This is a genomic window from Diaphorobacter ruginosibacter (assembly GCF_040396215.1).
Taxonomy (GTDB): Bacteria; Pseudomonadota; Gammaproteobacteria; order Burkholderiales; family Burkholderiaceae_C; genus Diaphorobacter_A; species Diaphorobacter_A ruginosibacter_A.
Map to the genome: position 1 here is coordinate 1 of NZ_JBEBOW010000020.1, position 22,028 is coordinate 22,028.

At 63.5% G+C, this 22,028-nt stretch carries 19 protein-coding genes and 1 other RNA gene; 16 read left to right on the plus strand and 4 right to left on the minus strand.

Annotated elements, in window-relative coordinates; translation table 11 throughout:
- Positions 1-180 precede the first annotated feature (180 nt).
- The 4 genes from ssrA to ompA all read right to left on the minus strand — a co-directional run bounded on the left by ssrA (position 181) and on the right by ompA (position 2,795).
- Positions 181-558: a transfer-messenger RNA gene (gene ssrA / locus ABWP92_RS04415) on the minus strand.
- 12 nt (positions 559-570) lie between these two features.
- Complete coding sequence (locus ABWP92_RS04420) at positions 571-1,242, minus strand: HAD-IA family hydrolase (RefSeq protein ID WP_353234144.1); 672 nt, start codon at positions 1,240-1,242, stop codon at positions 571-573.
- A 14-nt stretch (positions 1,243-1,256) separates the two neighbouring features.
- Positions 1,257-1,970 carry a bifunctional 2-polyprenyl-6-hydroxyphenol methylase/3-demethylubiquinol 3-O-methyltransferase UbiG gene (gene ubiG, locus ABWP92_RS04425; RefSeq protein WP_353234145.1) on the minus strand — a complete coding sequence of 238 codons (714 nt, stop codon included), beginning with the start codon at positions 1,968-1,970 and terminating at the stop codon, positions 1,257-1,259.
- A 165-nt stretch (positions 1,971-2,135) separates the two neighbouring features.
- Complete coding sequence (ompA, locus tag ABWP92_RS04430; protein WP_353234146.1) at positions 2,136-2,795, minus strand: outer membrane protein OmpA; 660 nt, start codon at positions 2,793-2,795, stop codon at positions 2,136-2,138.
- A 225-nt stretch (positions 2,796-3,020) separates the two neighbouring features.
- Here ompA and gyrA point away from each other — a divergent pair, with 225 nt between their 5' ends.
- The 16 genes from gyrA (at position 3,021) to mnhG (ending at position 22,023) form a co-directional block, all read left to right on the plus strand.
- Positions 3,021-5,705: a DNA gyrase subunit A gene (gyrA, locus tag ABWP92_RS04435; protein ID WP_353234147.1), complete on the plus strand. Its 2,685-nt coding sequence runs from the start codon at positions 3,021-3,023 to the stop codon at positions 5,703-5,705.
- A 110-nt stretch (positions 5,706-5,815) separates the two neighbouring features.
- Positions 5,816-6,925, plus strand: coding sequence for a 3-phosphoserine/phosphohydroxythreonine transaminase (serC, locus tag ABWP92_RS04440; protein WP_353234148.1), 1,110 nt, complete (start codon positions 5,816-5,818; stop codon positions 6,923-6,925).
- A 67-nt stretch (positions 6,926-6,992) separates the two neighbouring features.
- Positions 6,993-8,093, plus strand: coding sequence for a prephenate dehydratase (gene pheA / locus ABWP92_RS04445; protein WP_353234149.1), 1,101 nt, complete (start codon positions 6,993-6,995; stop codon positions 8,091-8,093).
- Between the two features lie 11 nt (positions 8,094-8,104).
- Complete coding sequence (locus ABWP92_RS04450) at positions 8,105-8,992, plus strand: prephenate dehydrogenase (RefSeq protein WP_353234150.1); 888 nt, start codon at positions 8,105-8,107, stop codon at positions 8,990-8,992.
- An 8-nt stretch (positions 8,993-9,000) separates the two neighbouring features.
- Entirely contained in the window at positions 9,001-11,019 is a 2,019-nt protein-coding gene (locus ABWP92_RS04455) for a bifunctional 3-phosphoshikimate 1-carboxyvinyltransferase/cytidylate kinase (protein ID WP_353234151.1), read from the plus strand.
- A gap of 188 nt (positions 11,020-11,207) precedes the next feature.
- Positions 11,208-12,893 (plus strand): 30S ribosomal protein S1, encoded by a 1,686-nt coding sequence (gene rpsA, locus ABWP92_RS04460; RefSeq protein ID WP_353234152.1) that lies wholly within the window; start codon positions 11,208-11,210, stop codon positions 12,891-12,893.
- Between the two features lie 139 nt (positions 12,894-13,032).
- Positions 13,033-13,359 carry an integration host factor subunit beta gene (locus tag ABWP92_RS04465; RefSeq protein ID WP_353234153.1) on the plus strand — a complete coding sequence of 109 codons (327 nt, stop codon included), beginning with the start codon at positions 13,033-13,035 and terminating at the stop codon, positions 13,357-13,359.
- A 137-nt stretch (positions 13,360-13,496) separates the two neighbouring features.
- Positions 13,497-13,808, plus strand: a complete 312-nt coding sequence (locus tag ABWP92_RS04470) for a LapA family protein (protein ID WP_353234154.1) — start codon at positions 13,497-13,499, stop codon at positions 13,806-13,808.
- On the plus strand, positions 13,798-14,952 hold the full coding sequence (gene lapB / locus ABWP92_RS04475; RefSeq protein WP_353234155.1) for a lipopolysaccharide assembly protein LapB: 1,155 nt from the start codon (positions 13,798-13,800) through the stop codon (positions 14,950-14,952). Before ABWP92_RS04470 ends, lapB begins: the two co-directional genes overlap by 11 nt.
- 81 nt (positions 14,953-15,033) lie before the next feature.
- Entirely contained in the window at positions 15,034-15,390 is a 357-nt protein-coding gene (locus tag ABWP92_RS04480; RefSeq protein ID WP_353234156.1) for a ComEA family DNA-binding protein, read from the plus strand.
- Positions 15,391-15,767: 377 nt separating this feature from the next.
- Complete coding sequence (locus ABWP92_RS04485) at positions 15,768-18,767, plus strand: monovalent cation/H+ antiporter subunit A (protein ID WP_353234157.1); 3,000 nt, start codon at positions 15,768-15,770, stop codon at positions 18,765-18,767.
- Positions 18,767-19,132, plus strand: coding sequence for a Na+/H+ antiporter subunit C (locus tag ABWP92_RS04490; RefSeq protein WP_353234158.1), 366 nt, complete (start codon positions 18,767-18,769; stop codon positions 19,130-19,132). The genes ABWP92_RS04485 and ABWP92_RS04490 overlap by 1 nt, the downstream gene beginning before the upstream one ends.
- Positions 19,129-20,862, plus strand: a complete 1,734-nt coding sequence (locus ABWP92_RS04495; protein ID WP_353234159.1) for a monovalent cation/H+ antiporter subunit D — start codon at positions 19,129-19,131, stop codon at positions 20,860-20,862. Before ABWP92_RS04490 ends, ABWP92_RS04495 begins: the two co-directional genes overlap by 4 nt.
- Entirely contained in the window at positions 20,859-21,350 is a 492-nt protein-coding gene (locus tag ABWP92_RS04500; protein WP_353234160.1) for a Na+/H+ antiporter subunit E, read from the plus strand. The genes ABWP92_RS04495 and ABWP92_RS04500 overlap by 4 nt, the downstream gene beginning before the upstream one ends.
- Entirely contained in the window at positions 21,347-21,628 is a 282-nt protein-coding gene (locus ABWP92_RS04505) for a K+/H+ antiporter subunit F (protein ID WP_353234161.1), read from the plus strand. The genes ABWP92_RS04500 and ABWP92_RS04505 overlap by 4 nt, the downstream gene beginning before the upstream one ends.
- Positions 21,625-22,023: a monovalent cation/H(+) antiporter subunit G gene (gene mnhG, locus ABWP92_RS04510; RefSeq protein WP_353234162.1), complete on the plus strand. Its 399-nt coding sequence runs from the start codon at positions 21,625-21,627 to the stop codon at positions 22,021-22,023. Before ABWP92_RS04505 ends, mnhG begins: the two co-directional genes overlap by 4 nt.
- The last annotated feature ends 5 nt before the right edge of the window (positions 22,024-22,028 follow it).

Below are 22,028 nucleotides of genomic sequence, written 5' to 3' on the forward strand. Positions count from 1 at the left end.
TCGAGAACGGGGGAACAACTGCCTAAATTCTACGATTTTTTGCCCTGTTCCCCCACTTGTTCCCCCACCTCACCTCGGAAGTCAGCGAATCTCTTCGGACGGCAACAAACGTTAAGTCATTGATTTTCCAAATAAAAAAGGCGTTCACCGGATGTTGGTGAACGCCTTTGGACGTTATGGTGGTGGAGCTGGCGGGAATTGAACCCGCGTCCGCAAGCCTTCATCGGGCAGATCTACATGTTTAGCGCTCTAATTTAGGTCTCGCCGCCAAAGCCGCGCAGGCGCACGCTGCAGTGGAAGCCAGCTCCCTTGAATCTTGCCGCGCACCAAGGAGCCCGGTGCGCCGCCAGCTGATGTGAATTCCTTTGCAGCCGGGAGGTATTGCTACCCCCTTGCCCAGCCCATCAGCGTGCTGTTGCAAGGCTCACCGGATTTAAGCGGCGAGTGCGAAACGTTCGTCGTTTGCAGTTAGTTTTTTGAATGGAGATTTACGAGCGTCACTCAAGCTCGACATGCACCACGCCGATTCCGAACCCACGTCGAAACCGGGGCAGCCCCATGGGTTCTATTTTAGTCTGTATTCAGCAATTTCAAGAGGTCCAGGGGAGAATCGATCAAAAAATCCGCACCCCAGTTCCTGGGGCCGGAGTTTTCGCCGAGATAGCCATAGCCGGCGGCAACGGTTTTCATGCCCGCAGCCTTACCGCCGATGATGTCGCGTTCGTCGTCGCCAACGTAGAGGCATTGGGATGGATCGATCCGGATGCGTCGTGCGGCCTCAAGCAAGGGCTCGGGGTGGGGCTTGGAGTGTGCGGTGGTGTCACCGCTGACCACGGCGCCTGCGGTGGCGAACAAGGGCATGCGCTGGACGATCAACGATGTGAAGCGTGTTGCCTTGTTGGTGACGATGCCCCAGGGCATGGACCGGGCTACCAGGGCATCGATCAATTGCTGCACTCCGTCGAACTGATAGGTTCGTTCGTGAATGCAGGTTTCGTAGTTGTCGAAGAATTCTTCGCGCAGCGTCGGAAAATCCAGGTGCTCGGGCGTCATTCCGAACCCGACCTTGAGCATTCCGCGAGCCCCGGCGCCGGCCATGTGGCGATAGGCATCGAGTGGCAGCGAAGGCATGCCGCGCGCCACTCGCATCATGTCGACCGCGGAGCCCAGATCAGGGGCGCTGTCGATCAATGTGCCATCCAGATCGAACAGGACAGCGCGAATATTCTTGAGATCACCCATATCGCCTTGTCCTGTCACTTCAACGGCCGACGGGTCGCAAACATGTAGTTCACGCTGGTATCGTCATTGAGCCAATAGCGGTTGCTTACCGGGTTGAACTGCAGTCCGCTGGTCTGCAGCACATCGAGCCCGGCGGCGCGGCAGGCGGTCGCCAATTCGCTTGGGCGAATCATCTTGGCGTATTCATGGGTCCCCTTCGGGAGCATTTTCAGCAGGTATTCAGCACCTACGATGGCCATCATGAATGCCTTGGCATTGCGATTGATCGTCGAGAAAAACACCCAGCCGCCCGGTTTCACCAGGCGGGCGCATGCTGCAACGATCGAGCCGGGATCGGGAACGTGCTCCAGCATTTCCATGCAGGTCACTGTATCGAAGGAAGCTGGGCGCTCCTGGGCCAGGGCCTCGACGGCGATTTCACGATATTCGATGTTGGGGGTCTGTGTTTCCAGCGCATGCAACTGCGCCACCCGCAGCGCCTTGGTCGCCAGATCGACGCCCAGGACATGGGCACCGCGCCGCGCCATGGAGTCAGCGAGGATTCCGCCGCCGCAGCCAACATCGAGGACATTCTTTCCCTTGAGGGGGGAAATCTGATCGATCCAGTCCAAGCGGAGCGGATTGATCTGATGCAATGGACGAAATTCGCTCTCGGGATCCCACCAGCGATGGGCCAGTTCGGAAAATTTGGCCAGCTCGGCCGGATCAGCATTCACGGATTCAGTCATTTCACCATTATTCACCGATTTGTTGCGCGAGGAACACGTATTGCCCCAGGTATGACCCGACGGAGGACGTTCCCGCCATCAGATATGGAGCCCGCTCAACCACATACAAGCATATAGGCATAAAAAAAGCCCCTCGCGAGGGGCTTTTCATTGTGATGGGTGAGATCACTTGGCGGGACGGGTACCCACCACTTCGATTTCCACGCGGCGGTTCTTTGCACGGCCGGCGGCAGTCTTGTTGTCGGCGACAGGCTGGCTCTTGCCCTTGCCTTCGGTGTAGATGCGGTTCTTTTCGATGCCCTTGGACACCAGGTAAGCCTTCACAGCTTCAGCACGGCGAACCGACAGCTTCTGGTTGTACTCAACAGTACCGATGGAGTCAGTGTGGCCCACGGCGATGATGACTTCCAGATTGATGTCCTTCACCTTGGAGACCAACTCGTCCAGCTTGGCCTTGCCTTCAGGCTTCAGGACGGACTTGTCGAAGTCGAAGAATGCATCGGCAGCGTAGGTAACCTTGTTAGCAACTGCTGGAGCGGGAGCGGGAGCTGGAGGCGCCACGGCCGGAGCAGGTTGAGCAATCGGTGCGGGAGCGGGGGCTGCCTTTTGCAGGGCGCCGTCGCAGCCTTCAGCGGCAGTAGCAGGCGTCCAGTTGGCATCACGCCAGCACAGTTCATTGGTGCCGTTCTTCCAGACCAGCTCGCCAGTTCCATTTTGCCAGTTGTCGACAACCTTGCCGCCATCAGCCGCCTTGATTTGAGCGCCAGCGGATGTAGCAAGCACGGCAGAGGCCAACAACATCGCCACTTTGTTCAGTTTCTTCATGGTTCTCCTCTTGGGGAAAAAGCCGCAGCCGCGCTGCGAATCATGGACGTCGTCAGTGACCATCACTAAGAACGTTGGAAACGATTGTGCCATACGTAACATCCTCTGGTCTGCACATGAGCGCCATGAAGGGTAGGACAAAAGCGCAATACCCAAGGATATGTTGCCAACACGCAACATGGCGTTGCACCTAAAATGGTCGCTTCCGATGTCAGCCAAGTTGTTATGACCCAGTTTGCCAAAGAAACTTTGCCTATCAGCCTCGAAGAGGAAATGCGGCGCAGTTACCTCGATTACGCGATGAGCGTGATTGTCGGTCGCGCCCTCCCCGATGCCCGCGATGGCCTCAAGCCCGTGCACAGGCGAGTTCTGTTTGCCATGCATGAACTCAACAACGACTGGAACCGGCCCTACAAGAAGTCCGCGCGTATTGTCGGTGACGTCATCGGTAAATATCACCCGCATGGCGATAGTGCTGTATACGACACCATCGTGCGCATGGCCCAGGATTTCTCCCTGCGCCACATGCTGGTGGATGGACAGGGCAATTTCGGGTCGGTGGACGGCGACAGCGCCGCCGCGATGCGATATACCGAAATCCGCCTCTCGAAAATCGCGCATGAAATGCTGGCCGACATCGACAAGGAAACCGTCGATTTCGGGCCCAACTATGACGGCAGCGAACAAGAACCGCTGGTGCTGCCCTCGCGCCTTCCCAACCTGCTGGTGAACGGCTCGGCGGGTATCGCCGTGGGCATGGCCACCAACATCCCACCGCACAACCTCAACGAGGTGGTGGACGCCTGCCTGCACGTGCTGCGCAACCCCGAGGCCACGATCGACGAACTCATGGAGATCATCCCGGCGCCGGACTTCCCCACCGCCGGCATCATCTACGGGATCCAGGGCGTGAAGGAAGGCTACCGCACCGGCCGCGGCCGCGTGGTCATGCGCGCGAAGGTGCACTTCGAGGACATAGACAAAGGCCAGCGCCAGTCGATCATCGTTGACGAGCTGCCCTACCAGGTCAACAAGAAGACCCTGCAGGAACGCATGGCCGAGCTGGTGCACGAGAAGAAGATCGAGGGCATCAGCCACATCCAGGACGAGTCCGACAAATCGGGCATGCGTCTGGTGATCGAGCTCAAACGCGGCGAAGTACCCGAGGTGGTGCTCAACAACCTGTACAAGCTGACACAGTTGCAGGACACGTTCGGCATGAACATGGTGGCGCTGGTCGATGGGCAGCCCAGGCTGTGCAACCTGCGCGAGCTGGTCGTCGTGTTCCTGCAGCATCGCCGCGAAGTGGTCACGCGCCGCACCGTGTTCGAGCTGCGCAAGGCGCGCGACCGCGGGCATGTGCTGGAAGGCCTGGCCGTTGCGCTCGCCAACATCGACGAGTTCATCCGCATCATCCGCGAATCGCCCACGCCGCCGGTGGCCAAGAGCGAGCTGATGGCGCGCTCCTGGGACAGCAAACTGGTGCGCGAGATGCTCACCCGCACCCGTGAAGACGGCGGCGTGGTGAGCGCCGACGACTACCGCCCCGAAGGGCTGGAGCGTGAATTCGGCATGCAGCAGGACGGCCTCTATCGCCTGTCGGAAACGCAGGCGCAGGAAATCCTGCAGATGCGCCTGCAGCGCCTGACGGGCCTGGAGCAGGACAAGATCGTCGCCGAGTACAAAGATGTGATGGCGGTCATCGAGGACCTCCTGGACATTCTTGCCAAGCCCGAGCGCGTGTCCGTGATCATCGGCGAAGAGCTCACTGCCGTGAAGACCGAGTTCGGCCAGACGAAGCTCGGCGCGCGCCGCAGCGAAATCGAGCACAGCGCGCAGGATCTATCCACCGAGGATCTGATCACCCCGACCGACATGGTCGTCACGCTCTCGCATACCGGCTACATCAAGAGCCAGCCGCTGTCCGAGTACCGCTCGCAGCGCCGCGGCGGCCGCGGCAAGCAGGCCACGGCCACGAAGGAAGACGACTGGATCGACCAGCTCTTCATCGCCAATACGCACGACTATCTGCTGTGCTTCTCCAACAAGGGCCGCCTGTACTGGCTCAAGGTCTGGGAAGTGCCCGCGGGCTCGCGCGGCTCGCGCGGCCGCCCGATCGTCAACATGTTTCCGCTGCAGGAGGGCGAGAAGATCAACGTCGTCCTGCCGCTGACCGGCGAATACCGCAGCTTCCCCGCCGATCACTATGTGTTCATGGCGACCAGCATGGGCACCGTGAAGAAGACAGCGCTCGACGAATTCAGCAATCCGCGCAAGGCCGGCATCATCGCCGTGGGCCTCGACGACGGGGACTTCCTCATCGGAGCAGCGCTCACCGACGGCAAGCATGACGTGATGCTGTTCAGCGATGGCGGCAAGGCCGTGCGTTTCGATGAGAACGACGTGCGCCCCATGGGCCGCAACGCGCGCGGCGTGCGCGGCATGAACATCGACGAGACGCAGAGCGTGATCGCCATGCTGGTTGCCGAAGCGGAATCAACGGACGCAGCGGAAGGCGCCCCCAACAGCGCGCAAAGCGTGCTGACCGCCACGGAGAACGGCTACGGCAAGCGCACCCACATCAGCGAATACACGCGTCACGGCCGAGGCACCAAGGGCATGATCGCCATTCAGCAGTCCGAGCGCAACGGCAAGGTCGTCGCCGCCACGCTGGTGAGCACGGATGACGAGATCATGCTCATCACCGACACCGGCGTCCTGGTGCGCACGCGCGTTGGCGAGATCCGCGAGATGGGCCGCGCGACACAAGGCGTGACGCTGATCTCGCTGGATGACGGAGCCAAGCTCAGCGGCCTGCAACGCATCGTTGAAAACGACGCCAACGCGGCCGAAGCCGCTGACGCGGAAGGCGGCGGCGAACCAGGTGAAAGCGCGCCCGGCGACGCATAACGATCACGCGGCAGCGCGGCGCGCGACATGCGAGCCGCGCACCGCAGCCATCCCGCATGCGCATCCTCCTGATGCGGGGCGGCCGCCATTTTTCTATCCCAGGTTTGATGATGAATCGCCCCTACAATTTTTCTGCCGGCCCGGCAGCCATTCCCGAAGAAGTCCTGAAACAGGCCGCCGCTGAAATGCTCGACTGGCACGGCAGCGGCATGAGCGTGATGGAGATGAGCCATCGAGGCAAGGAATTCATCTCGATCTATGAAAAGGCCGAGGCCGACTTCCGCGAACTCATGGCCGTGCCGGCCGAATTCAGGATCCTGTTCATGCAGGGCGGCGGGATCGCCGAAAACGCCATCGTCCCGCTGAACCTGTCCCGGGGCGCTTCCGTCGATTTCGTCGTGACTGGTTCCTGGAGCCAGAAATCGCGCAAGGAAGCGGGAAAATACGCATCCGAAGTACATACCGCCGCATCGGGCGAAGCAAGCAACTTCACCACCCTGCCCGATCCATCGACATGGCAGCTCAGCCGCGGCGCGAGCTACGTCCATACATGCACGAACGAGACCATCCACGGGGTTGAGTTCCAGGAGCTGCCCGACCTGAGATCGCTTGGCAGCGACGCTCCGCTGGTCATCGATTTCTCCTCGCACGTCGCATCGCGGCCTGTCGACTGGTCCAGGGTCGGCCTCGCGTTTGGCGGCGCGCAAAAGAACCTCGGCCCGGCGGGACTGACCCTGGTAGTTGTCCGCGAGGATCTGCTGGGCCACGCCCTGCCCGCCTGCCCGAGCGCGTTCGACTACAAGATCGTCGCGGACAACCAATCCATGTTCAACACGCCGCCGACCTGGGGCATCTACATCGCGGGACTCACCTTCGAATGGCTCAAGAACCAGCGTGAAGGCAATGCCGCCGGCATCGCCGCGCTGGAGCTGCGCAACATCGCCAAGGCCAAGGCGCTCTATGACTTCATCGATGCGTCCGGCTTCTACGTCAACAAGGTGGCCGCCAACTGCCGCTCGCGCATGAACATTCCGTTCTTCCTGAACGACGAGTCGCGCAACGACGCCTTCCTGGCCGGGGCCAAGGCCAGGGGCCTGCTGCAGCTCAAGGGCCACAAATCCGTGGGCGGCATGCGCGCCAGCCTGTACAACGCCATGCCCATGGCCGGCGTCGAGGCATTGATTGCCTACATGCGAGAATTTGAGCAGAAGCACAGCTGACGCAACCAGCTCCTTCAGCCATCCAGGCGCCGCGCTTCACTACAACTATCCGAGACCATCCGCTCCAATGACCACCCCGCTTGCCTCTCCTGATCTCGCCAGCCTGCGCGTGCAGATCGACAACATCGACCAGCAGCTCCTTGCCCTGCTCAATCAGCGCGCCCTGGTTGCGGAGCGCGTGGGCGAAGTCAAGAAACGCGAAGGCTCGGCATTCTTCCGGCCCGATCGCGTCGCCCAGGTCATCGAGAAAATCAAGACCGCCAATCCCGGGCCGCTGAAGGCGACGCACGTGGCGGCCATCTGGCGCGAAATCATGTCGGCATGCCTGGCGCTGGAATCGCCACAGCGCGTTGCCGTGCTCGGCCCGGCAGGCACGTTCTGCGAAGAGGCCGCGGTTCAGTATTTCGGCGGCGCCGCCGACCTGCTCTACTGCAACAGCTTCGAGGAAGTTTTCCATGCGACCGCCGCGGGCAGCGCGCAGTATGGCGTGGTGGGCGTCGAGAACTCCACCGAAGGCGTGGTGACGCGCTCGCTCGATATGTTCCTGCACACGCCTTGCCATGTGGTCGGCGAGGTCAGCCTGCTGATCCGCCACAACCTGCTGCGCACCAGCAATTCGGCCGAGGACATCGAAGTCGTGGCAGCCCATCCGCAGGCGCTGGCGCAATGCCAGTCGTGGCTGTCCAAGCATCTGCCGCATGCCGAGCGACGCCCCGTCGAGAGCAACGCGGAAGGAGCGCGTCTTGCCGCGCTGAATCCCAACTGGGCCGGCATCGCCAGCGAGCGCGCGGCGCAGCAATTCGGGCTGCACGTGGTGGCGCACGCCATCCAGGACGAGGCCTACAACCGCACGCGCTTCGCCGTGATCTGCCTGCCCGGCACGCTGACGACACCCCCGCCCTCGGGCCACGACAGCACCAGCCTGATCATCTCGGTCCCCAACCGCCCCGGCGCGGTGTATGAATTGCTTGCGCCGCTGAAAAAGCACAATGTCTCGATGACGCGCTTCGAATCACGTCCCGCGCGCACTGGCAAATGGGAGTATTACTTCTACGTGGATATCGAAGGCCACCCCGATCAGCCCAACGTAGCGCAGGCGCTCGCCGAACTGCAGCAGCTCAGCGCTTTCTTCAAGCTGTTGGGCACTTATCCGGTCGCGGCAGCCTGAGGTCCAGCAGCATGTTCGAACAACTGGGTCTGATTGGCTGTGGCCTCATGGGAGGTTCGTTTGCCCGCGCGATGAAGCGGGCCGGACTGGTCAAGCGCGTGGTCGGCTACAGCAAGTCTCCGTCGACCACCGAACGCGCGCGGCAGCTTGGCGTGATCGACGTGGAAGCGCCCTCCGCCCTGCTCGCGGTAGCCGGCGCCGACATCGTTCTGGTGGCCGTTCCGGTGGCCGCGACCGAAGCGACGCTCAAGGCGATCAAGCATCTGGTCACCCCCCAGATGCTGATCATGGACGTTGGATCGACCAAGTCCGATGTCGTGCAGGCGGCACGCACGGCGCTGCGCGATCAGATAGGCTCTTTCGTTCCCGCCCATCCCATCGCGGGCCGCGAAGTATCGGGGGTGGAGCATTCGGACGCAGACCTGTACGCCGGCAAGCAAGTCATCCTCACGCCGATTGAGCGCACGCTGACCGCGCATATCGACCGCGCGGAACAGCTCTGGACGGCGCTTGGCTGCCGAGTCTCGCGCATGTCGCCCGAGTCGCACGACGCCGCGTTTGCCGCCGTGAGCCATCTGCCGCACATGCTGGCATTCGCGTTGATGAACAGCATCACCCAGCAAGAGCGCTCGGACGAACTGCTCTCGCTTGCGGGGCCGGGTTTCCGGGACTTCACGCGCATCGCCGCCAGCGACCCGAAAATGTGGCGCGACATACTGCGCGCCAATCGCGATGAAGTGCTGGCGCAATCGCGCCACTTCCAGGCCGCGCTGCAGCAGTTGGAGAAGACCCTGCAAGACAACGACGACCAGGCCCTTGAAGACCTGATCACCCTGGCCAGCCTTGCGCGCGCCAACTGGCGCATGGGCGCGCAGCGCACACGCCAAGACGATTTGTAAGCACCACGATGTTCACTACCGAGTACCTCGACCTGCCCGCGCTGGAATCCGCCGGAGGCAGCGTGCAGCTTCCCGGCTCCAAGAGCATTTCCAACCGCGTCCTGCTGCTGTCCGCGCTCAGCGAAGGTACAACCGAAGTGCGCGACCTGCTGGCCTCCGATGACACCCGCGTGATGCTGGATGCACTGCGCCAGATCGGCTGCGAGGTGCGCGAGGACGCCGATGCCGTGCGCATCACCGGCCTGGGAGGCAGGCCGCCGCGCTCGCCCGCCAAACTGTTCATGGGCAACGCCGGCACCGCCATGCGCCCCCTGACCGCGGCGCTCTCCCTGCTCGGCGGCGAATTCGAGCTCTCGGGCGTCGCACGCATGCACGAACGCCCGATCGGCGACCTGATCGATGCGCTGCGCCAGCTCGGCTGCCGGATCGGCTACCTCGGCAACGACGGCTTTCCGCCTTTGCATATCCAGCACGGAGATGGCCTGCCGCCGCTGCGGCTCGGCGAACCGATCCAGGTGCGCGGCGACGTCTCGAGCCAGTTCCTGACCGCGCTGCTGATGGCGCTGCCGCTGGTGGCCACGGAGCACGACATCGTCATCGACGTGATCGGCGAGCTGATCTCCAGGCCTTATATCCACATCACGCTGGAGCTGCTCGCGCGCTTTGGCATCGCCGTGAAGCATGACAACTGGCAACGCTTCACCATTCCCGCCGGCAGCCGCTACGTCTCGCCCGGCGTGGTGCACGTGGAAGCCGATGCGTCGTCAGCCAGCTATTTCATCGCGCTGGGCGCGCTCGCGCCCGCAAGCGCCGGGCATGACGGCATCACCGTGCTGGGGGTCGGCCAGGATTCGATCCAGGGTGACATCCGCTTCGTCGAAGCCGCGCGCGCCATGGGCGCCGCGATCGAAAGCGGGCCGAACTGGCTGAAGATCGGGCGCGGCGCATGGCCGCTCAAGGCCATCGACCTCGATTGCAACCACATTCCCGATGCGGCCATGACGCTGGCCGTGATGGCCTTGTTCGCCCACGGAACGACGACGTTGCGCAATATCGCCAGCTGGCGCGTGAAGGAAACCGACCGCATCGCGGCCATGGCCATCGAATCGCGCAAGCTCGGCGCCACTATCGAAGAAGGCCCCGACTATCTGCGCATTACCCCGCCAGCCAGCCCGGCGCGCTGGCGCGCCGCCAGCATCCATACCTATGACGATCACCGCATCGCCATGTGCTTCTCGCTGGCGGCCTTCAATCCCGCCGGCGTGCCCGTGCGCATCGAAGATCCCAAATGCGTGGGAAAGACCTTCCCCGGCTACTTCGAGGCGCTTTTCAGCGTGGCACGCACCAGCCAGCACCGCATTCCGGTGATCTGCATCGACGGCCCCACCGCATCCGGAAAGGGCACGGTCGCCGCAGCCGTCGCGCACCAATTGGGCTACCGCTTCCTGGATTCAGGCGCGATGTACCGCATCACGGCCTACGCGGCCATTCAGGCCGGCCTCGCCATCGATGACGCCCATGAAGAGCGCATCGCAGCCCTCGCCCGCGATCTGCCGGTGCACTTCGAAGGCGGACGGATCTGGCTGGACAAGCAGGACGTGAGCGAAGCGATCCGCACCGAGGAGGCCGGCATGAACGCCTCCAAGGTGTCCGCCCTGCCCCGGGTGCGCACCGCCCTGATCGACCTGCAGCACAGTTTCCGCAGGCTTCCCGGCCTGGTGGCGGATGGGCGCGACATGGGCACCGTGATCTTCCCGGATGCCCCGCTCAAGGTCTTTTTGACGGCGTCCGCGGCATGCCGCGCCGATCGCCGCTATAAGCAGTTGATTTCTAAAGGAATTTCCGCTAATATAGACACTCTTCGCGCCGACTTGGAGGCGCGCGACGCCCGGGATCAGAACCGGACCGTCGCGCCACTCAAGCCTGCGCAGGATGCCCTGGTGCTGGACAACTCCGATCTTTCCGTCGACGAAGCGGTGGATCAGGTCGTTGCCTGGTGGCAGGAGCGTCAGCCGTTTGGCGCTTGATTTTTTCAGCCCGCGCCTCAGCTGACACCATTGGTCCACACAGTTCCCGTCGCGCCTGCTGCGCATTGGCTGTGTGGTTTTTGCAACTTCAACCCCCGCGATTTTCCAGATCGCACCCCCTCCGCAGGCAGTCATAGAAACATCTGGCAATAGTGCCAATGGAAACCTGTTTGTGGACAAGGAAATACATGTCTGAATCTTTTGCCGCCCTATTCGAAGAATCGTTGCAGCGTACCGAAATGCGCCCCGGCGAGGTCATCACCGCTGAAGTGGTGCGCGTTGAACACAACTTCGTGGTTGTGAACGCCGGCCTGAAGTCCGAAGCCTACGTGCCAATCGACGAGTTCAAGAACGACCAGGGCGAAATCGAAGTCCAAGTGGGCGACTTCGTGTCCGTGGCCATCGGCTCCATCGAAAACGGCTACGGCGACACCATCCTGTCGCGCGACACCGCCAAGCGTCTGGCTTCCTGGCTGGCGCTGGAAAAGGCGCTGGAATCGGGCGAATTCGTGACCGGTACCACCTCCGGCAAGGTCAAGGGCGGTCTGACCGTTCTGGTCAATGGCATCCGCGCATTCCTGCCCGGTTCGCTGATCGACACCCGTCCAATCAAGGACCTGACCCCTTACGAAAACAAGACCCTGGAATTCAAGGTCATCAAGCTCGACCGCAAGCGCAACAACGTGGTGCTGAGCCGCCGCGCTGTGGTGGAAGCCTCGATGGGCGAAGAGCGCGCCAAGCTGATGGAAACCCTGAAGGAAGGCTCCATCGTTCAAGGCGTGGTCAAGAACATCACCGAATACGGTGCGTTCGTGGACCTGGGCGGCATCGACGGCCTGCTGCACATCACCGACATGGCATGGCGCCGCGTGCGTCACCCATCGGAAGTGGTGCAAGCCGGCCAGGAAATCACTGCCAAGATCCTCAAGTTCGACACCGAAAAGAACCGCGTGTCCCTGGGCCTCAAGCAAATGGGCGACGACCCATGGCTGGGCGTGTCGCGCCGCTACCCCTCGGGCACCCGCCTGTTCGGCAAGGTCACCAACATTGCCGACTACGGCGCGTTCGTGGAACTCGAACCCGGCATCGAAGGCCTGGTGCACGTCTCCGAGATGGACTGGACCAACAAGAACGTGGCTCCTTCCAAGCTCGTGTCGCTGGGTGACGAAGTCGAAGTCATGGTCCTCGAGATCGACGAAGACAAGCGCCGCATCAGCCTGGGCATGAAGCAGTGCAAGGCCAACCCATGGCAGGAATTCGCACAGAACACCAAGCGCGGCGATCGCGTGAAGGGCCCGATCAAGTCGATCACCGACTTCGGCGTGTTCGTGGGTCTGGCTGCCGGTATCGACGGCCTGGTGCACCTGTCCGACCTGTCCTGGAACGAACCCGGCGAAGCCGCCGTGCGCAACTACAAGAAGGGCCAGGAAGTCGAAGCCATCGTGCTGGCCGTGGACGTCGAGCGCGAGCGCATCTCCCTGGGCATCAAGCAGCTGGACAGCGATCCCTTCACGACCTTCGTGACCGTGAACGACAAGGGCCAGATCGTGTCGGGCAAGGTCAAGACGGTGGACGCACGTGGTGCTGAAATCGACCTGGGCGAAGACATCATCGGTTACCTGCGTGCTTCGGAAATCGCCGTGGACCGCGTGGAAGATGCCCGCTCGGTGCTGAAGGAAGGCGACGAGATCACCGCCGTGGTGGTCAATGTGGATCGCAAGACCCGCAACATCCAGCTGTCGATCAAGGCCAAGGACCAGGTTGACCAGCAAGAAGCCATGGCTTCGCTGTCGGCTCAATCCGCCAAGGAAAACGCCGGCACGACCAGCCTTGGCGCCCTGCTGCGCGCCAAGCTGGACCACTCCGACAAGTAATCACTGCGTCGGGTGCCACATCAGGCACTGAAATGAACGGCTGCCGGGCCCGTCACAGGCCCGGCAACTGGTTCAGGACAGCGGGCGCGGCATGCGTCCGCTTTTTTTTTTGGGCATTACCGAAGATTACGATAACCAAATGACACGATCCGACCTTGTTGAGGAACTGGCCGCCCGCTTCGACCATCTGACGCAGCGCGATGCGGAAATCGCCGTCAAGACCATTCTCGACGCGGTCAGCGATGCGCTGGTACGCGGCCACCGCATTGAAATTCGCGGCTTCGGCAGCTTCTCCGTCACCCGCCGGCCTCCCCGCATGGGCCGCAACCCCCGCAGCGGCGAAGCCGTGGCGATCCCCGAAAAGCGTGTCCCGCACTTCAAGCCGGGCAAGGCGCTTCGTGAATCCGTGGACCAGGGCACGGCAGCCGGCCTGGCCGAGCAAGCCGCCGCATCCGCATCCCGTTGAGCCCATCCCGCACCGGCCAGGGTCCGCGCGCACGCATTGCGCGGTCAGCGAGCCACATCTCCCACCTTCAAGCGGCTTCGGCTCCGTCCGAGCGTGTCTGACCGTAGAATCTCCCGGAGCACCGGAGAGGTTCATCCATGAAATATTTCCTGTGGCTGCTCAAGGCGGCCATATTCTTCACGCTGTTTGCATTCGCGCTGAACAACCAGCAGGATGCCATCGTCCACTTCTTCTTTGGCACGCAATGGCGCGCGCCGCTGGTGCTGATCGTGCTGGCCGCGTTTACGCTGGGCGTGTTCGTGGGCGTGCTCGGCATGGTGCCGCGCTGGTGGAAGCATCGGGCGGCCGCGCAGCGCGCCGGCCTTGCGCAAACCGACGCTGCCGTCCAGCCTCCGCCCGGCCCGGCAAACGACCCTGTGTTGCAGCAACCGTCCATCCATGGAATTTGATCTCAGCTGGATTCTTCTCGGCCTGCCCGTTGCCTTCGTGCTGGGCTGGCTCGCCTCGCGCTTTGACATCCGCCAGTTGCGCGACGAGAGCCGCCGCGCGCCCAAGGCGTATTTCAAGGGCCTGAATTTTCTGCTCAACGAGCAGCAGGACCAGGCCATCGACGCCTTCATCGAGGCCGTGCAGAACGACCCCGACACGACCGAGCTGCATTTCGCGCTGGGCAACCTGTTTCGCCGCCGCGGCGAATACAACCGTGCCGTGCGCGTACACGAACATCTGCTCTCGCGCGGCGACCTGGGCCGCGCCGACCGCGACCGCGCGCAGCACGCGCTGGCGCTGGATTTTCTGAAGGCTGGCCTGCTCGACCATGCCGAGGAGGCCCTGCGCCGCCTGGAGGGTACGCCGTTCGAGGCGCAGGCGCGCATCGCGCTGCTGGCCATCTACGAGCGTTCACGCGACTGGCCGCAGGCCATGGCCATCACACAGAAGATGCAGGCAGCGCATCAGGGCGATTTCAGCGCGAGGCAGGCGCACTTCCTGTGCGAGCAGGCGCTGGGCAAGTCAGCGCAAGGCGACATCGACGGCGCACGGGCGCTGTTCGAGCAAGCCGTGCAAACGGCGCCGCAAGCGGCCCGCGCACGTATCGAACTGGCCCGCCTCAAGCAACGCATGGGCCAGCCCCAGGAGGCATTGGATACGCTCCTCGAGCTTGCCGAAGTGGCGCCCGCCTGGCTGCCGCTGGCGGCCGCGCTGATGGTCGAGCTCAGCCTCTCAACGGGGCAAGGCGCCAAGGTGTTGGAGCTGCTCCGCCAACGCTACGACCTCATGCCTTCTCTGGACCTGCTCGACGGCATCGTGGCGCTGGACACCGCCTTGGCGAGCACCCCGAACCCACGCGAGTGGTATGTGCGTCACCTCGAGCATGAGCCCTCGCTAGTCGCTGCCGCCAAATGGCTCCATGATGAAACGCTTGAACATGAGCAATTTCACCCGCAGGTGCAACGATCTCTTGATCAAGCTGCAAAGCCGTTGACACGCTACCGCTGCGCTGCCTGCGGCTTTGAGGCCCGTCAGCATTTCTGGCAGTGCCCCGGCTGTCAGGCGTGGGATAGTTATCCTGCACGCCGGGTAGAAGAGCTTTAGTCATCCCGCACTCCGCCCGGCTGCATTCAGCAACCCGGCATTCATCACCGATGAACGCCGCATCCAAGGGAGGAGTTTGCAATGAAAATCCGTCAATGGATCGTCGGCCTCGCGGCCGCGCTGGCCTCGGCGCTGGCGCTGGCCGCGGTGGACATCAATACCGCCACGGAGGCCGAACTCGACGGCATCAAGGGGATCGGCCCGGCCACCAGCCGGCTGATCCTGGAGGAGCGCAAGGCATCGCCGTTCAGCGACTGGAATGACCTCACCAAGCGCGTGAAGGGCATCGGCGCCAAGCGCGCCGGAAAGCTCTCCAAAGAGGGCCTCGTGGTCAACGGCAAGGCATTCGACCAAGCCGCCGTGGCCGCCACGAACTCGCGCACTTCACCGCCAGCCAACAAACAGCCAAGGGACGCCGGCAGGCCAGAGGCCAGGTAAGACAGGCCCGACAGCCCATTGCCGCGCTCTGGCGGCAATCAACAAAGCGATGGCCCTGGGGTCATCGCTTTTTTTGCGCCCACATCCGCCGCGCGCCACGACGCTCGCACGGCCCCTTGCGCGCGAAGTACCGGGAAAACACGTCGCGCGGACGCGCGCGATCCATGCAGAATCATCCTGGCCGACCCGCTGGCCTGAATCCGGCATGCGCACACAAGCGTCACGCTGTCCTACAAATACGGGGCATTCGGCGGTTTTTAATTTGAACACCCCTGAAACTTATCGGAGTTTTTCAAGAAAACCTTATATTCAACCGCCAGAGTTTGCTAAGTAATTTATAGCATTCCTTCATCACGCGACCTTAGAATGGGTCATCCATGTCCCTTGCATTATTGATCCTCCTTCCGTTGATCGGGAGCCTCGTGGCTGCCGTTCTGCCGGCCAACGCTCGCAATGCCGAGTCCACGCTGGCAGGCGTGATCGCGCTTTTCTGCGCGGTGCAGACGGCGATGTACTTTCCCGAGATCGCCCACGGCGAGGTGATCCGGCAGGAGTTCGCATGGCTTCCCGCGCTGGGCCTGAATTTCGTGATCCGCATGGATGGCTTTGCATGGATGTTCTCCATGCTCATCATGGGCATCGGCAGCCTGGTCGTGCTGTACGCGCGCTACTACATGTCGCCCGCCGACCCGGTGCCGCGCTTCTTCTCGTTCTTCCTCGCGTTCATGGGCGCGATGTCCGGCGTGGTGCTGTCGGGCAACATCATTCAGCTGGTGTTCTTCTGGGAATTGACCAGCCTGTTCTCGTTTCTGCTGATCGGCTACTGGCACCACCGAGAGGACGCCCGCCGGGGCGCACGCATGGCGCTCACCGTGACCGGCACCGGCGGCCTGTGCCTGCTCGCGGGCATGCTGCTCATCGGACACATCGTCGGCAGCTATGACCTGGACCGCGTGCTCGGCTCCGCGGAATTGGTGCGCAATCACCCGATGTACCTGACGGCGCTGATCCTGGTGCTGCTGGGCGCATTCACCAAGAGCGCCCAGTTCCCGTTCCAGTTCTGGCTGCCCAACGCCATGGCCGCGCCCACGCCGGTATCGGCCTACCTGCACTCGGCCACCATGGTCAAGGCCGGCGTGTTCCTGCTGGCCCGCTTCTGGCCTGTGATGGCGGGAACCGACGAATGGTTCTGGCTGGTGGGGGGAGCTGGCATTGCGACGCTGCTCATCGGCGGCTATGCGGCCATGTTCCAGAACGACCTCAAGGGCCTGCTCGCGTATTCCACGATTTCGCATCTGGGCCTGATCACCCTGCTCTTGGGCATGAACAGCCCGTTGGCCGCCGTCGCCGCGGTCTTTCACATCATGAACCACGCGACCTTCAAGGCATCGCTGTTCATGGCGGCGGGCATCATCGACCACGAATCCGGCACACGCGACATCCGCAGGCTCTCGGGATTGCGCAAGATGATGCCGGTGACCGCCACGCTCGCCACCGTCGCCGCGGCCGCCATGGCCGGCGTGCCCCTGCTCAATGGCTTTCTTTCGAAGGAAATGTTCTTCGCCGAGACCGTGTTCGTGGACGCATCGCCCTTCGTCAGCATGGCCATGCCCATCGCCGCCACCGTCGCCGGCATGTTCAGCGTGGCCTATTCGCTGCGCTTCATCGTCGACGTGTTCTGGGGCCCCAAGGCGAGCGACCTGCCGCTGCAGCCGCACGAGCCCCCGCACTGGATGCGCGTTCCGGTCGAACTGCTGGCGCTCGCCTGCCTGGTGGTTGGCATCTTCCCGAACTGGTCGGTCGGCCGGTTCCTGAACGCAGCGGCCCTGCCGGTGATCGGCACGGGGCACCTGCCGGAGTTCAGCCTCTCGATCTGGCACGGCATCAATACACCATTGGTCATGAGCATCATCGCGCTGCTTGGAGGCATTGCGCTGTACGGCGTTCTGCGCATGCAGCGCGAGGCGGGGCGCATCGACGCGCCGCCCATCATGCAGCGCATCAGCGGCCGCGGCATCTTCGAGTGGCTGATCACCCGGCTGACCTATGCCGGGCGCCGCGGCCGGCGCCTGCTGTCCACCAATCGGCTGCAATGGCAGATGCTCTGGCTGGCCCTGGCCGCGCTCGTGGGCGCGATCATCCCCCTCATGGCGCGCGGCATAGAGTTCGGTGACCGTGGCACCCTGCCGCTGGCGCCCGCCTTCGTCGTGGTGTGGATCGTGGGCTCGACCTGCGCCCTGGCCGCCGCCTGGCAGGCCAAGTACCACCGCCTCGCGGCGCTGACGCTGATGGGCGGATCAGGGCTCTGCACGGTGCTCACGTTCCTGTGGTTCTCCGCGCCCGATCTCGCGCTCACGCAGCTCGTGGTGGAGATCGTCACCACCATTCTCATCCTGCTGGGCCTGCGCTGGCTCCCCAAGCGGGACCAGGCCATCTCCGCCGCCGACAACCGCTCGCTGCGCACCCGTGCGCGCCGCACCCGCGACTTCATCATCGCCGTATGCGCCGGCGGCGGCATGGCATGGCTGGCCTATGCCATGATGAGCCGGCCATTCCCCGAGAGCACATCGACGTTCTTCCTCGAGCGCGCATTCACCGAAGGCGGCGGCACCAACGTGGTCAACGTGATGCTGGTCGATTTCCGCGGCTTCGACACGTTTGGCGAAATCGTCGTGCTGGGCATCGTCGCACTCACCATCTATGCGCTTCTCAGGCGCTTCCGGCCCGCGCCCGAGGCCATGGACCTGCCAGAGCAGCAACGCTGGCTTGCGCCCGACCTGCAGACCGACCTTCTCAATCCTCGCAACGCCAAGGACACCGCGGTGGGCTATCTGATGGTGCCCGCCGTGCTCGTTCGCCTGCTGCTGCCGTTCACCGCGCTGGCGTCGTTCTACCTGTTCCTGCGCGGGCACAACGAGCCCGGCGGCGGATTCGTCGCGGGCCTGGTGCTGTCGGTGGGGCTGCTGCTGCAGTACATCATCTCGGGCGCCGAATGGGTCGAGGCCCATCTCACGCTCTATCCGCGCAAATGGATCGCGCTGGGCATGCTGTTCGCGCTGGGCACCGGGCTTGGCGCGATCGCCTTCGGCTACCCGTTCCTCACGAGCCACACGATGCACTTCACTCTGCCGGTGGTCGGCGAGATCCACATCGCAAGCGCGCTCTTCTTCGACATCGGCGTGTTCCTGCTCGTGGTCGGATCGACGCTGCTGATCCTGATCGCCATTGCCCACCAATCGGTGCGCGGCCACCGCTATCACCAACGCTTGATGGAGGAGCAACAGGCCGCCCTCACCGTCAAGCAGCCCGAGGAACCGATACGCTTGGCATCCGACGACAACACCTCCCCCGATTTTTCCGCCGAAGGAGCCCGCTGATGGAAATCGTGCTCGCCATCGCCATCGGCATCCTGACCGGCTCCGGTGTCTGGCTGCTGCTGCGCCCACGCACCTTCCAGGTGATCATGGGGCTGTCGCTGCTGTCCTATGCCGTCAACCTGTTCATGTTCAGCATGGGCCGCATCGGCCTTGCCGTCGACAAGGAGCCCGTGCTCGCCAACGGCGTGCCGCAGGACCTGCATCACTACGCCGATCCCATGCCGCAGGCGCTGGTGCTGACGGCCATCGTGATCGGCTTCGCCATGACCGCGCTGTTCCTCGTGGTCCTGCTGGCGCTGCGCGGCATGAGCGGCACCGACCACGTGGATGGCGTTGATGCCCGCAACTCGCAGGAGATGCCATGATCGGCTTCAGTGAGTTGACCACGGCGCTGATGCCGCACCTGATCCTCGCGCCCATCATGCTGCCCATGTTCACGGCCGCCCTGATGCTGCTGCTGGGCGAAGAGCGCCAGCGCGCCAAGCTGGTGATCAACCTGGCATCCACGCTGCTGAGCCTGATCGTCGCCGTCACCCTGCTGAAGTGGAGCAAGATGACCGGCGGCGCCGCCAGCATGGGCGTGTACCTGCCCGGCAACTGGCCCGCCCCCTTCGGCATCGTCCTGGTGCTCGATCGCCTCTCCGCGATGATGCTGGTGCTCACCAGCTTCGTCGGGCTGTGCTCCATCATCTTCGCCGCATCGCGCTGGCACCGCGCGGGGGTCCATTACCACCCCCTGTTCCAGCTGCAGCTCATGGGCCTGTCCGGGGCGTTCCTCACGGCGGACCTTTTCAATCTCTTCGTCTTCTTCGAGATCATGCTGGCGGCATCCTATGGGCTGCTGCTGCACGGCTCCGGCAGCACGCGCGTGCAGGCGGGCCTGCACTACATCGCCATCAACCTCGCTGCCTCATCGCTCTTCCTGATCGGCGCATCGATGCTGTACGGCATCACCGGCACGCTGAACATGGCCGATCTCGCGCAGAGCATTCCCGGCGTCGCCGCCGCCGACCGAGGGCTGCTGCATGCCGCCGCCGCCATTCTCGCCACTGCCTTTCTCATCAAGGCCGCCGTCTGGCCCCTCAACTTCTGGCTGGTGCCGGCCTATAGCGCCGCAACCCCGCCCGTGGGCGCGCTGTTCGCGCTGATGACCAAGGTCGGCATCTACACCATCGTGCGCCTGTGGACCCTCATGTTCAGCAGCGAAGCCGGCGCGTCCGCGCTGTTCGGCGGCATGTGGCTGATCTGCGGCGGTGTCCTGACCATGGCCTTCGGCGCGATCGGCATGCTGGGCTCGCAGCGCTTTGCCAATCTGGCGGGCTATGCGGCCATCCTTTCCTCCGGCACCCTTCTGGCCTCGGCCGGGTTCGGTCAGAACGAGCTGACCGCCGGCCTGCTGTACTACCTGCTCAGCTCCACCATTGCCGTGAGCGTGCTGTTCCTGCTTGCCGACCTGGTGGAACGCTGGCGCAACGACGGCTCCAGCTTCTCTCCCTACGACCTCAACGAGGCCGCGCCCTTTCTGACGCCGGAACTGATACCCCAGGCCGGCAGCAATTTCGACGAAGACGAAGAGGTGCTGGTGGGCCGCGTCATCCCCGCCGCCGCTGCGTTTCTGGGCATTGCCTATCTGATGTGCACGCTGGTGATCGCCGGGCTGCCGCCGCTGTCCGGCTTCATCGGCAAGTTCGCCATGCTCACCGCGCTGATCAACCCGCTGGGCATGGGTTCTTCCGCGGGAATGCAACTGGGCTCCCCCGGCTGGACGCTGGTGACGCTCATGATCGTCACCGGGCTGATCGCGCTGCTGGCGCTCACCCGCGCGGGCATCCGCGTGTTCTGGGCCAGCCATGCCCGCACCGCGCCCAGGCTGCGCCTCGTGGAAGCCCTGCCCATCGCCATGCTGCTGCTCGCATGCATCTTGCTGACGGTGAAGGCCGAGCCCGTGATGCGGTTCACGCAGGCCACCGCCAACATGCTGCACGCGCCCGGCACCTATGTGAATGCGGTGATGTCCGCGCGTCCCAAGCCCGGCCCGCTCTCGCCGGAGCAGGCAAGCGGAGCCATGGAAAATGCGACCGGGAGCGCGCAATGATGAAGAAGATCTTTCCCGCCCCGCTGCTCTCGGTGGCGCTGTTCGCGATCTGGCTGCTGCTCAACCAGTCGCTGAGCGCCGGCCACATCCTGCTGGCGCTGCTGCTGGCGCTGTGGCTGCCGGTGATGTTCAGCGGCCTGCGCCCCAGGCATGTGCGCGTGCGCAATATCCGGGCCATCGCGCGACTGTGCTGGGCCGTGGCGGTCGACACCAGCGCATCCAACGTTGCCGTCGTCCGCTTTCTCGTGTGGTCCAAATCGCGCCGCAGTCCCTCGGGCTTCGTGACGATTCCACTCGAGCTGCGCGATCCCAACGGCCTTGCCGTGCTTGCCATGATCGTGTGCATCACGCCCGGCACGGCATGGGCGGAGCTTTCGCTGGATCGGTCGTCGCTGATGCTGCACGTGCTGGAGGTCGATGATCCGCAGGTGATCATCGATCACATCAAAACCAGGTACGAGCGCCTGCTGATGGAGATTTTCGAATGATCAACCCCGTGCTTTCGGTGGCCCTTCCCCTTGCCATGCTTCTGCTTTCGCTGGCCATGTTCTGCTGCCTGCTGCGCATCGTGCGCGGCCCCGCGGCGCAGGACCGGGTGCTGGCGCTCGACTGCATGTACCTCAACGGCATGCTGTTCATGCTGGTGCTGGGCATCTATTACAGCAGCAGCAACTATTTCGAGGCCGCGCTGCTCATTGCGCTGCTGGGCTTCGCCAGTTCCACGGCGATGGCCAAGTTCCTGCTGCGCGGCGAGGTGATCGAATGACCGAGCAGATCCTCCCCCTCTGGCTCGATATCTTCATCTCGGCCGTCGTGGTGCTTGGCGCGCTCATCGCGCTGATCGGATCGAGCGGGCTGCTGCGCCTGAAGAGCTATTTCGAGCGTGTCCACGCGCCCTCCATCATCGCCACCATGGCCACCTGGTGCATCATGCACGCGACCGTGATCTACTTCTCGGTGCAGGAGCACACGCTCGCCATCCACGCCATCCTGATCGCCATCTTCATCGCCGTGACCGTGCCCGTCACCACCATCTTCCTGATGCGCGCCGCGCTGTTCCGCGCCCGCCGCTCGGGCGACAAGGTGCCGCCCAGCCTGAGCGAGAACAGCGAGAGCCGCGCACAGGCGGCGGCCGTCCAGTCCGGAGCCGATCCGGACTGAAGCCG

Coding starts and splice junctions, on each gene's coding strand:
- ABWP92_RS04420 (WP_353234144.1), bottom strand. CDS start 1,242: ATGGGTGATCTCAAGAATATTCGCGCTGTCCTGTTCGATCTGGATGGC.
- ubiG (WP_353234145.1), bottom strand. CDS start 1,970: ATGACTGAATCCGTGAATGCTGATCCGGCCGAGCTGGCCAAATTTTCC.
- ompA (WP_353234146.1), bottom strand. CDS start 2,795: ATGAAGAAACTGAACAAAGTGGCGATGTTGTTGGCCTCTGCCGTGCTT.
- gyrA (WP_353234147.1), top strand. CDS start 3,021: ATGACCCAGTTTGCCAAAGAAACTTTGCCTATCAGCCTCGAAGAGGAA.
- serC (WP_353234148.1), top strand. CDS start 5,816: ATGAATCGCCCCTACAATTTTTCTGCCGGCCCGGCAGCCATTCCCGAA.
- pheA (WP_353234149.1), top strand. CDS start 6,993: ATGACCACCCCGCTTGCCTCTCCTGATCTCGCCAGCCTGCGCGTGCAG.
- ABWP92_RS04450 (WP_353234150.1), top strand. CDS start 8,105: ATGTTCGAACAACTGGGTCTGATTGGCTGTGGCCTCATGGGAGGTTCG.
- ABWP92_RS04455 (WP_353234151.1), top strand. CDS start 9,001: ATGTTCACTACCGAGTACCTCGACCTGCCCGCGCTGGAATCCGCCGGA.
- rpsA (WP_353234152.1), top strand. CDS start 11,208: ATGTCTGAATCTTTTGCCGCCCTATTCGAAGAATCGTTGCAGCGTACC.
- ABWP92_RS04465 (WP_353234153.1), top strand. CDS start 13,033: ATGACACGATCCGACCTTGTTGAGGAACTGGCCGCCCGCTTCGACCAT.
- ABWP92_RS04470 (WP_353234154.1), top strand. CDS start 13,497: ATGAAATATTTCCTGTGGCTGCTCAAGGCGGCCATATTCTTCACGCTG.
- lapB (WP_353234155.1), top strand. CDS start 13,798: ATGGAATTTGATCTCAGCTGGATTCTTCTCGGCCTGCCCGTTGCCTTC.
- ABWP92_RS04480 (WP_353234156.1), top strand. CDS start 15,034: ATGAAAATCCGTCAATGGATCGTCGGCCTCGCGGCCGCGCTGGCCTCG.
- ABWP92_RS04485 (WP_353234157.1), top strand. CDS start 15,768: ATGTCCCTTGCATTATTGATCCTCCTTCCGTTGATCGGGAGCCTCGTG.
- ABWP92_RS04490 (WP_353234158.1), top strand. CDS start 18,767: ATGGAAATCGTGCTCGCCATCGCCATCGGCATCCTGACCGGCTCCGGT.
- ABWP92_RS04495 (WP_353234159.1), top strand. CDS start 19,129: ATGATCGGCTTCAGTGAGTTGACCACGGCGCTGATGCCGCACCTGATC.
- ABWP92_RS04500 (WP_353234160.1), top strand. CDS start 20,859: ATGATGAAGAAGATCTTTCCCGCCCCGCTGCTCTCGGTGGCGCTGTTC.
- ABWP92_RS04505 (WP_353234161.1), top strand. CDS start 21,347: ATGATCAACCCCGTGCTTTCGGTGGCCCTTCCCCTTGCCATGCTTCTG.
- mnhG (WP_353234162.1), top strand. CDS start 21,625: ATGACCGAGCAGATCCTCCCCCTCTGGCTCGATATCTTCATCTCGGCC.